The sequence below is a fragment of the Micrococcus sp. CS26 genome, from assembly GCF_055522295.1.
The window spans coordinates 1-12,989 of sequence record NZ_JBVFVY010000020.1 but is presented as its reverse complement, the minus strand read 5'-3'; the positions used below and the strand labels follow the sequence as shown (position 1 = coordinate 12,989).

General features: G+C 70.2%; 12 protein-coding genes. 10 read left to right on the top strand and 2 right to left on the bottom strand.

The features are described 5' to 3' along the window. Positions 1-137 precede the first annotated feature (137 nt). On the top strand, positions 138-449 hold the full coding sequence (locus ACZ1IK_RS09075) for a hypothetical protein (protein ID WP_036340936.1): 312 nt from the start codon (positions 138-140) through the stop codon (positions 447-449). Positions 450-530: 81 nt separating this feature from the next. On the opposite strand, the gene gabT is transcribed toward ACZ1IK_RS09075, so the two are convergent. Next, positions 531-1,853 carry a 4-aminobutyrate--2-oxoglutarate transaminase gene (gene gabT, locus ACZ1IK_RS09070; protein ID WP_136939773.1) on the bottom strand — a complete coding sequence of 441 codons (1,323 nt, stop codon included), beginning with the start codon at positions 1,851-1,853 and terminating at the stop codon, positions 531-533. 145 nt (positions 1,854-1,998) lie between these two features. On the opposite strand from gabT, the gene ACZ1IK_RS09065 reads away from it, so the two are divergent. The 4 genes from ACZ1IK_RS09065 (at position 1,999) to ACZ1IK_RS09050 (ending at position 6,296) form a co-directional block, all read left to right on the top strand. After that, a complete protein-coding gene (locus tag ACZ1IK_RS09065) occupies positions 1,999-2,895 on the top strand; it encodes a LysR family transcriptional regulator (protein ID WP_041103011.1) in 897 nt (298 codons plus the stop codon). Positions 2,896-2,975: 80 nt separating this feature from the next. Further along, the gene (locus ACZ1IK_RS09060; protein WP_465098467.1) at positions 2,976-3,851 is read left to right on the top strand and encodes a class F sortase; all 876 of its coding nucleotides are present in this window, start codon (positions 2,976-2,978) and stop codon (positions 3,849-3,851) included. Positions 3,852-3,973: 122 nt separating this feature from the next. Beyond that, positions 3,974-5,044, top strand: coding sequence for a DUF305 domain-containing protein (locus ACZ1IK_RS09055; protein WP_251679452.1), 1,071 nt, complete (start codon positions 3,974-3,976; stop codon positions 5,042-5,044). A 202-nt stretch (positions 5,045-5,246) separates the two neighbouring features. After that, positions 5,247-6,296 carry a hypothetical protein gene (locus tag ACZ1IK_RS09050; RefSeq protein WP_251679453.1) on the top strand — a complete coding sequence of 350 codons (1,050 nt, stop codon included), beginning with the start codon at positions 5,247-5,249 and terminating at the stop codon, positions 6,294-6,296. 9 nt (positions 6,297-6,305) lie between these two features. Here the strand turns inward: ACZ1IK_RS09050 and ACZ1IK_RS09045 are convergent, their stop codons facing one another. Then, complete coding sequence (locus ACZ1IK_RS09045; RefSeq protein ID WP_010078809.1) at positions 6,306-6,611, bottom strand: GNAT family N-acetyltransferase; 306 nt, start codon at positions 6,609-6,611, stop codon at positions 6,306-6,308. A gap of 411 nt (positions 6,612-7,022) precedes the next feature. On the opposite strand from ACZ1IK_RS09045, the gene nrdH reads away from it, so the two are divergent. From nrdH to ACZ1IK_RS09020, 5 genes are all read left to right on the top strand, one after another. Then, on the top strand, positions 7,023-7,268 hold the full coding sequence (gene nrdH / locus ACZ1IK_RS09040) for a glutaredoxin-like protein NrdH (protein WP_036313172.1): 246 nt from the start codon (positions 7,023-7,025) through the stop codon (positions 7,266-7,268). A gap of 11 nt (positions 7,269-7,279) precedes the next feature. After that, the gene (gene nrdI / locus ACZ1IK_RS09035) at positions 7,280-7,747 is read left to right on the top strand and encodes a class Ib ribonucleoside-diphosphate reductase assembly flavoprotein NrdI (RefSeq protein WP_004167610.1); all 468 of its coding nucleotides are present in this window, start codon (positions 7,280-7,282) and stop codon (positions 7,745-7,747) included. 47 nt (positions 7,748-7,794) lie between these two features. Next, entirely contained in the window at positions 7,795-9,921 is a 2,127-nt protein-coding gene (gene nrdE / locus ACZ1IK_RS09030) for a class 1b ribonucleoside-diphosphate reductase subunit alpha (RefSeq protein ID WP_180537555.1), read from the top strand. A 168-nt stretch (positions 9,922-10,089) separates the two neighbouring features. Continuing rightward, positions 10,090-10,215 carry a hypothetical protein gene (locus ACZ1IK_RS09025; RefSeq protein WP_277346561.1) on the top strand — a complete coding sequence of 42 codons (126 nt, stop codon included), beginning with the start codon at positions 10,090-10,092 and terminating at the stop codon, positions 10,213-10,215. A 149-nt stretch (positions 10,216-10,364) separates the two neighbouring features. Further along, positions 10,365-12,989 (top strand): restriction endonuclease (locus ACZ1IK_RS09020; protein WP_465098466.1); only part of this gene is annotated, 2,625 nt, incomplete at its 3' end.

The window sequence follows — 12,989 nt, the reverse complement described above, 5'->3', positions numbered from 1 at the left end:
GGCGTGGCGGGAGCGATGGGTCAGCGACGCGCCTGTCACACAGCGGGTTCTAGGCTGGCGCGCCCTTGTCCCTTCATCCGGGGCGTGGCCATCATGGACCGGATCCCCGTCGAGAACTGCAGAATCGAGAATGTCTGATGTACCCCACCCCGATTACCTTCGACGTGGCGCGCGCCGGCCGCGCTCTCGCCCAGGTCAGTGTCCGCACCCTGGCCACCGCGGCCGGTCTCGAGAAGGAGCAGCTGCGCCGCTTCGAGAAGGGGCTGGCCGACCTGCGGGTGGACGAGCGTCTGCGTCTGGAGAAGGCCCTGCTGAAGTACGGCGTCGGGCTGGTCCCGGAGGACGAGTTCGGCGGCACGGGGGTCCGCCGGATCTTCACCGCCGAGAAGTCCCGGCGCATCGAGGCCATGGAGAACGAAGGCGGCCCCGCGTACGAGGACGACATCTGAGTCCTCCGCCGACAGGCGGACGGCCCCGCATCCCGGGCAGGGATGCGGGGCCGTCGTCGTCGGTCCGCCGGTGGCGGGGGCTCAGGCGGACTGCAGCGCGTTCGTGACCTCGCTCAGGCCCTCCTTGAGGAGGTCTTCACCGATGGTCAGCGGCGGCAGGAAGCGTACGACGTTGCCGTAGGTGCCGCAGGTGAGCAGGATGACGCCGGCGGCGCGCACGGCCGCGGCCACGGTGGCGGTCAGCGTCGCGTCCGGCTCGCCGGTGGCGGGGTCCACGAACTCGATCGCCATCATCGCGCCGCGGCCGCGGACCTCGGCGATGCGGTCGTCGGCGTTCTGCGCGAAGTGCTCGCGGATGACCTGCTCGATCCGGCGGGCCTTCTCCAGGAGACCGTCCTCCTCGACGGCCTCGAACACGGCGAGCGCCGCCGCCGTGGCGACGGGGTTGCCGCCGTAGGTGCCCCCGAGGCCGCCCGGGTGCACGGAGTCCATCACCTCGGCGCGGCCGGTGACGCCGGAGAGCGGCATGCCGCCGGCGATGCCCTTGGCGGTCGCCATCAGGTCCGGCTCGATGCCCTCGGTCTCGGAGGCGAACCAGGCGCCGGTGCGGGCGATGCCGGACTGGACCTCGTCCGCGATGAACAGGACGTCGTTGGCCTTGCACCACTCGACCACGGCCGGCAGGAAGCCCTCGGCCGGGACGATGAAGCCGCCCTCGCCCTGGATCGGCTCCATGATCACGGCGGCCAGGTTGTCGGCACCGATCTGCTTCTCCAGCGCGGAGATGGCGCGCTGCGCGGCCTCGGCGCCGGACAGGCCGTCCCGCAGCGGGTAGGAGCCGGGCACGCGGTAGATCTCGGGGGCGAACGGTCCGAAGCTGTGCTTGTAGGGCATGGACTTGGCGGTCAGCGCCATCGTCAGGGTGGTGCGGCCGTGATAGGCGTGGTCGAACGCGGCCACGGCCTGCCTGCCGGTGTAGGCGCGGGCCACCTTGACGGCGTTCTCCACGGCCTCGGCGCCGGAGTTGAACAGGGCGGTGCGGGTCTCGCCGGGGATCGGGCTGGTGCGGTCCAGCTGCTCGGCCACGGCCACGTAGCCCTCGTAGGGGGTGATCATGAACGAGGTGTGGGTGAACTGCGCGACCTGCTCCTGGACGGCGGCCACGACGCGCGGGTGGGAGGCGCCCACGGAGGTGACGGCGATGCCGGAGGCCAGATCGATCAGGCGGTTGCCGTCCACGTCCTCGAGGATGCCGCCCGCGGCGCGGGCCGCGTACACCGGCATCGTGGTGGCCACGCCGGCTGGGACGGCGCGCTTCTGGCGCTCGGCGAGCTCACGGGAGCGTGGGCCGGGCAGCTCGGTGGCCAGGTGGCGGGTCTGCTCGAGGTCGGGGGTGGCGGTCATGGGGATGCCTCCTGGGGACGGCTCACGGGGAGCGGGGACGACGGGTGGGCACGACGACGACGCGTCGGGCCGCGTCCTCCCATGGTGGGGCGTCGAGGCCATGCCGTCCAGTGATGATCCGGCATGGAGGCTATGCTTATCCGGCATGGAGGAGAAACTGCTCAGGGCCTTCGTCACGGTGGCCGAGGTCGGCACGGTCTCGGGGGCCGCGATCCGCCTGGATCTCCTGCAGTCCGCGCTCAGTCGGCAGCTGCAGCGGCTTCAGCGTGAGCTGCGCCTGCCACTGTTCGCCCGGGTCGGCGGCCGGCTCGAGCTGACGACGGCCGGCGAGGCGTTCCTCCCGGTGGCGCGCGAGGTCCTCGTCGCCCATCGCCGGGCGGAGCAGGCGGCCCGCACGCTCGCCTCCGGTCGGCTCACGGACGTGGCCGTGGCCGCACCGGGCACCACCCTCATCGACGTCGTGCTGCCGTTCGTGGCCACCTTCGGGGAGGAGGACCCGCGCCCGCGCGTCGCGGAGACCCAGCTGGACGACTCGCTGCTCGACGCCGTCGCGCGGCACGACCTCGTGGTGATGCCGACGGTGCCGCCGCCCTCCGTCGCGTCGCTGCCGCTGATGGACCTGCCGGTCTGGGCGTACGTCGCCCCGGGCCACCCCTGGGCGGGCCGGACGCGAGTGTCCCTCAACGAGCTCGTGGCCCAACCCGTCGTCGCGCCCGCCCGCACCTTCATGGCGCGGCGCGTCCTCGACGGCGCCGTGGCCGTGGCGGGCCTCACGCCGCCGGCCCTCACCGAGGCGAACTCCGGGCGGGTGGCCCAGGCCCTGGTCGCGACGGGGGCGGGCGTCGCCGTCGTCACCGAGGACCCGGCCTTCGGGCTGACGCCGGTGCGGGTCATCGCGCAGGGGCGGACGCTCGCGGTACGACTGCACGCGGCGTGGCGGGAGGACCACTTCGCCGCCGAGACGCTGCAGGCGCTCGCCCGTCGCCTGCAGGCCTTCGTCCGGGACCGCTATGCCGAGCCCGGGGATGACGCGCCGCGCTGAGGCCGGAGCGCGTGAGACCATGCCGTCGTCGGACGCGGCCCCGGGCGGGCCGCGTCGATGCACACGAGGGGAGAACCCGGATGAACACCACCGTCCGACGCGCCCTGTGGGTGGTCCTGGTGCTGCTGTGCCTGGGCCTCGTGTTCCTCGCGCTGCGCGGGGTGCTGGCGGTCGGCGCCGTGCCGATCAGCGCTGCCCCCACCCTCAGCGCCACGGCGTCCGCGACCCCGTCGCCGTCGTCCTCAGCACGCTCCACGCCCAGCCCTGCACCGACGGCCACACCGACCCCGACGCCGACCCCGTCCTCCGCGGCACCCACGGGCGAAGCGGCGGTTCCCGGCGGGACCCAGGAACCCGCCGGCACGCCCACATCGGCGGAGCCCACGCCGTCCGAGGAGCCGACCCCCACCGAGGAGCCAGCCCCCGCCGCGGCCGCCCACCTCTCCGGCCCCGCCGCCCCGTGGGACGAGATCACGGCGACGCCCGTGCACGTGGACGTCCACCAGGACGGCGAGCAGATCGTCGGAGCGGGGATCGACCTCACGCAGTTGGACGAGGGCGGCGAACTGGACCCGGAGCCGCAGACGGTCGGCTGGTACGGCCCGCCGCAGTGGGGCACCACGCCGGGGGAGCGGTCCCGGTACGCGGGGGTCCTGGCCGGGCACGTCGTCTACTACGGCGTGCGGGACGTGTTCTGGAACCTGGGCGACGTGCGGGCGGGCGCCGTCGTCGTGGTGACGTACGACGACGGCACGCAGGCCGCCTTCGAGGCGGACGCGGACGCGGTCTCGGTGGAGAAGGAGGCGCTCACCGAGGATCCGGCGCACCGCTGGGCATGGGAGCCCGGGGGCGATGACGCAAAGGTCACGCTGATCACGTGCGACCTCGTGCCGGGCACCGGGATGGCCGGGAACGCCTTCAACAACTGGGTGGTGCAGGCCACCCGCGTCGCCTGAGGCCGCGGCGACCCCGGGGCCGGCAGGCCGGAGGGGTACCCTGGGGAGGCCGGGGCGGCCGACCGCGTCGGACCGCCATTGACCCCGTGACCGGGTGACGACCGCCGAGAGGACCTGCGCCCATGAGCCGAGCCGACATCGCCACCGCCCGCGTGCGCCCCCGCCGCTGGAGCGTGGCCGTCGGAGGGGCGCTCCTGAGCATCACCCTGGCCACCGGCGGCTGCAGCGTCGCCGAGGAGCCCGGACAGACCGGTGGCACGGAGGCGGGGAACACCTACCTGGAGGGCGTGCTGGCCAGCCCCAGCCAGACGTCCGCCGACCCGCTCGCGGCGGACATCCAGTTCGCGGGTCTGCTGCTGCGCAACCACCGCGACGCGATCCAGCAGTCCGATGAGGTGCTGGGCAAGGACGGCGTGGACCAGGAGATCCGGGCCACCGCCGAACGGATGAAGTCCGAGCACGAGGAGCGGGCGCGCCGGCTCGAGTCGATGCTCGAGGGCTGGGGCGTCCCCTCGGATGACGTGCGCGGTGCGGGTGCCGAGTCGACCCCGTCTGCGCAGCCCGAGTCCACGGAGGACGCGGAGCCGACCCAGATCGTGGGCGACGAGTTGCGCGCCGGACTCCTGTCCGACCGGGAGAAGAACGTGCTGGCCGCCGCCGAGCCGGAGGAGGCAGGACGGATCTACCTGCTCCAGATGCGCCGCCTCTATCAGGGCGCGCTGACGATCTCCGCCACGGAGGCGGAGGACGGCTCGGACGACGCGGCGAAGGAGCTGGCCTCCAGCGTGGTCGAGGGCCATCGCAAGGAGCTGGAGAGTTTGGCCGCGACGCTCGGGGAGATGGGCGTGATCGGGTCGAGCGGGGCGCGCACGGCGGAACCGTCCGGGTTCACCGGCCCCATCAAGATCGAGGGCACCGGCGCCGACGGCGGCTCCGTCCCCTCGGACTTCGTCCCGGAGTCGGTGCAGGAGGTGCGCAACTTCCGCGCCACCCAGAAGCCGGTGCTGCCGTCGTCGAGCTCGCCCAGTTCCTCCGGCGCGTCGGGCTCCGCCAGCGCCTCCGGCCGGGACGCCGAGGACCAGCGGGGGCGGGACGCCGCGTCGGCGAGCCCGTCGCCCAGCCCGGCCGACACGGCGCAGGCCACCCCGCGCCCCTCCTCCGGGGCGAGCCCCTCGCCCAGCGCGTCCCGCTGACGCGCGGCGCCGGCCGGCCCGATCCGCATCGCGCGTCGCCGTGACCGAGTCGATAGCGCTTCGTCACCGGACAGTGACCCGCCTCACGTCCGCGCGGCGTAGATTCGTGCCGAAGCGGCGAGTGCGGCATCCGGTCGACCTCGGGCGTCCGAGCCGGAGAACCCTTCGGCCCGTCGCAGCACCGCACCCCTGGAGGAGCACGATGCGCACCGCCCGACCGACCCGCCTTGCCGCCGCCCTGGGCGTCGGCGTCCTTCTCACCGGCGTGGGGGCGACCCCCGCCCTCGCCTCACCCGCCCACCCCGCTGGATGGACCGCCGAGCACGGCCTGCCCGGCGGCTCCTTCCTCGTGGCCAGCGCGGAGGGTGAGACCGGTGCCTCCTTCGGCACCGAGTTCGAGGTGGACGAGTCCGACGTCCGCCTCACGGTGGCTCCGGTGCTGGAGGGGGAGGCCCGCGGTGCCGAGACCGAGGTCCCGTTCACGTACGACGACGAGTTGGAGCGCGGTGACTTCGACGTCGCCGCGGCCCGGCGGAGCCTGGGCGAGTCGGGGACCGGTCCCGTCGTCTACACCCTCTCTGTCCTGGGCGGCGAGGTGGCCGCCCTCACCTACGGTCCGGACGCCGACCTCACCGACGCTGACCCGGGCGAGCCGCTGCGCGCCGACCAGCGTCATGAGCTCGGCTTCCAGATGCTCCCCACCGTCTGGGACACCACCCTGCTCGCGGCGCCGGGGGAGCGACACGTGTTCATCTCCTCGTACACGGGCGATGAGGCGGCGCCGCTGACGCTCGTCGCGGGCCCGGCCCAGGGCCGGGTCGTCGAGGTGACGGAGGAGGAGGCCGGCGGGCCGCGCGGCTACGTGTACCAGGCTCCTGAGGGCTTCACCGGATCCGACACCGTCACCCTGCGGGCCACGAGGGACGGCGTGACGACGACGCGGACGGTGACCGTGCGGTTCGGCGATCCCCGCGTGGACCTCTACGACTGGGAGAACGGGCGGATCCCGGGGTTCGTGACCTTCCCCGTGGCCGGCCTGTTCGACGACGCTGCAGCTCCGGGCCAGCCGGCCGATCCCGACACTCCCACCTCGCCGGCGGATCCCGAGACCCCTGCGGACCCGGCCGAGGGCAAGCACACGGTGCCGGACGCGGTCGAGACCGGGCGTGGTCCGACGGCGTGGCCCGTCGCCGTCGCGGTGCTGGCCGCGGGCGTCCTGGCCGTGGCGCGCCGGCACCGCGTCGCGTCCTGACCGCTCCGGTCAGCGGGGCGCGAGCAGCGCGCTCTTCTCCGGGTGCTCGTCGAACCACTGGGCGACGTACCAGCACATCGGCACGATGCGGCGGCCCCCTGCGGGGCCGCCGTTCGTCTCGATGTCCGCGACTGCGCCGGCGGTCAGCGTGGCGGCGTGGCCCTGGCCGCGGTGCACGGGGATGGTGAACGCGCGGTTCAGGGAGACGGCCGCGCCGTTGTCCCGGAAGTCGAGGACGGCGAGCAGTGTGCCGCCGTCGTGGAGCTCGTAGCGGGACTCGGCGTCATTGCGGGTGACGGTGGGGGAGGTGCTCATGCCGGGGCAACCCGCGGTGGTGACGGGGTATTCCGACGCCGGACGGTGGCGGGCTCCTACATGTAGTGGTCCGCGGGGGTCGGACACGCCGCTCGCAGACGTGGCGAACTCGCCTTTCCGGCTGTGGGAACCCGGCCCCGAGATCTCCACCGGCTGTGGACAGTCGACCTCGGTCCCGGCGTGTCCCGCATGTCCGCGCGGATCGTCTCGCACAGCAGGGTGTGGACAGGATGGGCAGAGGGTGGGGATACGTAACTACAGCGATGTGACTACTACATGTAGGGATGGTTCCCGGCCGTGATCACTAGATGTAGTATCGACGCAGATGTTCGGCACGCCCCGCGATGCACCTCGCGAGCGCCGCGCCGACACCCGCAGACCACCAGAGACCACGAAGGAACAGGGATCGCCATGACCGTCACCGTGTACACCAAGCCGGCCTGCGTGCAGTGCAACGCCACCTACCGTGCACTGGACAAGAAGGGCATCGCCTACGAGGTCGTGGACATGTCCCAGGACCCCGCCGCCCTCGAGCGCGTCCGTGCCCTCGGCTTCATGCAGGCCCCCGTCGTCGTCACCGAGACCGACTCCTGGTCCGGCTTCCGCCCGGACAAGATCGCCGAGCTCGCCGAGTCCGCCGCGGCATCGGTGGCCTGACCGGAGCCGACATGACCGTCGCCGCGGACCCGAGCCACATCCGCTCGGCCGAGGCGCAGGGGCTCGTCCCCACCGACGCGGGACTGATCTACTTCTCCTCCGCCTCCAACTACACGCACCGCTTCGTCGAGAAGCTCGAGCTGCCCGAGGACCGGGTGGCTCGACTGCCGTTGATCACCCGGGAGCCCACCCTCGGGGCCACCGCCCCGTACGTCCTGATGACCCCCACCTACGGCGGGGGCAGCGGGCCGGGCGCGGTCCCGAAGCAGGTGATCAAGTTCCTCAACGTCCCGGAGAACCGTCACTGGATTCGGGGCGTGATCGCGTCCGGGAACACCAACTTCCATGAGGGCTACTGCCTGGCCGGCTACATCATCTCCCGCAAGTGCCAGGTGCCCCTCATGTACAAATTCGAGCTGATGGGCACGCCCGACGACGTCGAACGCGTCCGCGGCGGCCTGGAAGGACTGTGGACATGACCACCACCGCACCCACCGAGGCGGACCTCATCCGCCAGGCGAAGAACATGCCCGCCGAGTGGCAGAACCTCGGCTACCACGAGCTCAACGCCATGCTGAACCTCTACGGCGCCGACGGTCGCATCCAGTTCGAGGCCGACCACGCGGCCGCGCGCCAGTACTTCCTGCAGCACGTCAACACCAACACGGTGTTCTTCCACGACCTGGAGGAGAAGCTCGACTACCTGCAGAAGAACGACTACTACGAGACCGAGACGTTCGAGCAGTACCCCTTCGAGTTCATCCGGGGCCTGTTCGATCGTGCCTACAAGGCCAAGTTCCGCTTCCCGACATTCCTCGGCGCGTTCAAGTTCTACACCTCGTACGCCCTGAAGACCTTCGACGGCAAGCGCTACCTCGAGCGCTACGAGGACCGCGTCGCCGTCGTCGCCCTCCACCTGGCCCGGGGCGACCAGGAGCTGGCCACCCACCTGGTGGACGAGATGATCGCCGGCCGCTTCCAGCCGGCCACCCCCACCTTCCTCAACTCGGGCAAGAAGCAGCGCGGCGAGCTCGTCTCCTGCTTCCTGCTGCGCATCGAGGACAACATGGAGTCGATCGCCCGCGGCATCAACTCCGCCCTGCAGCTGTCCAAGCGCGGCGGCGGCGTGGCCCTCTCGCTGACCAACATCCGCGAGCACGGCGCGCCCATCAAGCAGATCGAGAACCAGTCCTCCGGCGTCATCCCCGTGATGAAGCTCCTCGAGGACTCCTTCTCCTACGCCAACCAGCTCGGCGCGCGCCAGGGCGCCGGCGCGGTGTACCTCAACGCGCACCACCCGGACATCCACCGCTTCCTCGACACCAAGCGCGAGAACGCGGACGAGAAGATCCGCATCAAGACCCTCTCCCTCGGCGTCGTGATCCCGGACATCACGTTCCAGCTGGCGAAGAAGAACGAGGACATGTACCTGTTCTCGCCGTACGACGTCGAGCGCGTCTACGGGGTGCCGTTCTCCGAGATCTCCGTGACCGAGAAGTACTACGAGATGGTCGACGACGCGCGGATCAAGAAGACCAAGATCAACGCGCGCGAGTTCTTCCAGACCATCGCCGAGATCCAGTTCGAGTCCGGCTACCCGTACGTCGTGTTCGAGGACACCGTGAACGCCGCGAACCCGATCAAGGGCCGCATCACCATGTCCAACCTGTGCTCCGAGATCCTGCAGGTCTCCGAGGCCTCCGAGTACAACGAGGACCTGAGCTACGCCCACGTGGGCCAGGACATCTCCTGCAACCTCGGCTCGATGAACATCGCCAAGACCATGGACTCGCCGGACTTCGGCCGGTCCGTGGAGACCGCGATCCGTGCGCTGACGGCCGTGTCGGTCATGTCCGACATCCAGTCGGTGCCGTCCATCGCCAAGGGCAACGCCGCCTCCCACGCCATCGGCCTGGGGCAGATGAACCTCCACGGCTACCTGGCGCGCGAGCGCGTCCACTACGGCTCGGAGGAGGGCATCGACTTCACGAACATGTACTTCTACGCGGTGCTGTTCCACGCGCTGCGGGCCTCGAACCGGATCGCCATCGAGACCGGCCAGCGGTTCGGCGGGTTCGAGGACTCGAAGTACGCCTCCGGAGAGTTCTTCGACAAGTACACGGATCAGGAGTGGGCGCCCGCCACCGAGCGCGTCGCCGAGCTGTTCGCCGAGGCCGGCATCGCCCTGCCCACGCAGGACGACTGGCGTGAGCTGAAGGCCTCCGTCATGGAGCACGGCATCTTCAACCGCAACCTGCAGGCCGTCCCGCCCACGGGCTCGATCTCCTACATCAACAACTCGACCTCCTCGATCCACCCGGTGGCCTCGAAGATCGAGATCCGCAAGGAGGGCAAGCTCGGCCGCGTCTACTACCCGGCGCCGTACCTCACCAACGAGAACCTCGAGTACTACGAGGACGCGTACGAGATCGGCTACGAGAAGATCATCGACACGTACGCCGCGGCGACGCAGCACGTGGACCAGGGCCTGTCCCTGACGCTGTTCTTCAAGGACACGGCCACCACCCGTGACCTGAACCGCGCGCAGATCTACGCGTGGACGAAGGGCATCAAGACGATCTACTACATCCGCCTGCGCCAGCTCGCGCTGGAGGGCACCGAGGTCGAGGGCTGCGTGAGCTGCATGCTCTGACAAAGACTTCGGGGCGGACGCATTGCAGTGCGTCCGCCCCGAGCGAGACTCCGCCGCGCATACACGACTGAGATCCCAGTAGGCAACTGGACTCTTACGGTACCGCGAGGTGGAGGCCGCTCGTCAATCGAGTGGCAGACATCACTGATATGCCTTAAGGAGGCAAACATGGCTTCGAGCCAGAAGAAGAGTGGTCCGCACAAGTCCGCAGACACCGGCAGGTTCGTCTCGGCGGCTTACGCGGCGAAGCACCCGAAGAGCACCTACAAGCTTGGTGGCTCCAAGAAGAAGTGACGGGTCTCTGCGCACGCTGAGTGCACCCCAGGGCCGCCGTCCCCCTTGCGAGGGGCGGCGGCCTTTTTTCGTGTTGGCGCGGTTCGGCGCGCGACTCCCCACCCCGCGCCGTTGGGCGCTCGGGCGTCTCCCAGGTCACAATGGTCCGCATGACCATCTCGACGCCGGACGCCGCATCCTCGACTGACCCCTCCGCCATGGACGAGGGGGACCCCGGGAGTGAGTCCCGCGTCGGTTTCGACGAGGTGCTTGATCGTCTCTGGCTCTCGGAGCTCTCCCGCCAGGAACAGGGCCGTCGCTTCGAGCGGCTGGCCAAGCGCTTCCTCAAGGTGGAGCCGAAGTTCGCGGACCAGTTCTCGGACGTGTGGCTGTGGAACGAATGGCCCGGCCGGGAGAATAGGCCGGACAACGGCATCGACATCGTCGCGAAGGATCGCTACACCGGTGAACTCACCGGCGTCCAGGTGAAGTTCTTCGATCCGGAGAAGAAGCTGCAGAAGGGCAGCATTGACTCATTCTTCACCGAGCTGGGCAAGGTGGACTTCGCCCACGGCATGGTGATCGACACGGCGCTCGAGTGGTCCTCGTCTGCGGAAGCCGCGCGGGCGGGCCAGTCCAAGGACGTCACCAGGGTGGGGATCCAGACGCTGGTGAACTCGACCGTGGACTGGTCCGAGTTCACCTTCGACCGCCCGGAGGAGCTGACCCAGCGCCCACGCAAGGAGCCCCGTCGGTACCAGCGGGAGGCGATCGACGACGTCGTGGCCGGGTTCGAGACCAAGGACCGTGGCCGCCTGATCATGGCCTGCGGCACGGGCAAGACGTTCACGTCTTTGAAGTTGGTGGAGCGGATGGTGCCGGTGGGCGGCACGGTGCTGTTCCTGGTGCCGTCAATCGCGCTGCTGCAGCAGACGCTGAATGAGTGGACGGCCAATGCGGACGTACCGCTGCGCCCGTTCGCCGTGTGTTCGGACGCTTCTGTGGGGCAGCGCCGGGCCAGTGAGGACATCGCTGCCTCGGACCTGGGCTTCCCGGCCAGCACGGACCCGGAGAAGCTCGCGACCCGCGCGGCCGTTTCCACCGGGGACGAGGCGATCACCGTGGTGTTTTCCACGTACCAGTCCATCGACGTGGTCCGGCAGGCCCAGGACCTCGGCCTCGCTGAGTTCGACCTGGTCATCTGCGATGAAGCCCACCGAACCACGGGTGTGACCGAGCAGGGCCAGGACGGCTCGGCGTTCACGGTGGTCCACGACGCCGCGAAGATCCGGGCGGCCAAGCGCCTGTACATGACGGCCACCCCGCGCATCTATGTGCAGGAGGCCAAGGCGAAGGCCGCGCAGGACCAGGTCACGGTCTACTCGATGGACGATGAGTCGATCTACGGCCCCGAGTTCCACCGGCTGGGGTTCGGCAAGGCGGTGGAGCAGGGCCATCTGACGGATTACAAGGTGCTGATCCTCGCGGTGGATACCAACGCGATCGGCGCCTCCTTCCAGCAGATGCTCGCGGACACCGAGGGTCTGGACCTGGACGACGCCGCGCGGATCGTGGGCTGTTGGAACGGGCTGGCCAAGCGCGGGGTGGACGGCGGCCGGCTGGACGAGGTGGATGCCGCGCCGATGCGCCGCGCGGTGGCGTTCGCCCGGAACATCAAGGAGTCCAAGCAGCTGGCCCTCCAGTTCGAGCAGGTGAGCCGTCAGCTGGCCACCTCCACGGACCCCATGACCCCGGACCTGCGGGTGGAGGCCGCCCACGTGGACGGCACGTTCCCCATGGCGCAGCGGGTGCGTGAGCTGGACTGGCTGAAGCAGCCGGCGGGGGAGAACACGGTGCGGGTCCTCTCCAACGCCAAGTGCCTCTCGGAGGGCGTGGACGTCCCCACCCTGGACGCCGTGCTGTTCCTCAGCCCGCGCAACTCGCAGGTGGACGTGGTGCAGTCGGTCGGCCGGGTGATGCGGCGGGCCGAGGGGAAGAAAACCGGCTACATCATCCTGCCCATCGCGGTGGACGCGTCCGCGGACCCGGAGTCCGCGCTGAATGATTCGAAGGCGTACAAGGTGGTGTGGGACGTGCTCCAGGCGCTGCGCGCCCACGATGACCGCTTCGAAGCGATGGTCAACCAAATCGCGCTGGGCCGGTCCGTGGAGGACCGGGTGCAGGTGATCGGCATCGGTTCGGGGGACACGGCGGAGGACGACGGCGCGCCCGGTTCGGGCGAGGACAAGTCCGTTCGGGGCACACGTCAGGCGCTGTTTGCCATGCAGGACGCTCAGCAGTGGAAGGACGCCATCTACGCGCGTCTGGTGCGCAAGGTGGGGGATCGGCGGTACTGGGAAGACTGGGCCAAGGACGTCAAGGGGATCGCGGACCGGCACATCACCCGTATCCGCGGCATCCTGAACGGCCCTGACCGTGAACCTCGCCGGAAGTTCGCCCTGTTCCTCGAGGGCCTGCGCGGCAACCTCAACGACGCGATCACGGAGCAGGACGCGATCGAGATGCTCTCCCAGCACCTGATTACCAAGCCGGTGTTCGAGGCGCTGTTCGAGGACTACTCGTTCGCCGCGCACAACCCCGTCTCCCAGGTGATGGACACCATGGTGAAGGTGCTGGACTCGTACAACCTGGAGACCGAGGTGGACTCACTGGAGGAGTTCTACCGGGGTGTGCGGGTGCGCGCGGAGGGCATCGAGACGGCCGAGGGCAAGCAGAAGATCATCACGGAGCTGTACGAGCGGTTCTTCAAGCTCGCGTTCCCGCGCACGGCGGAG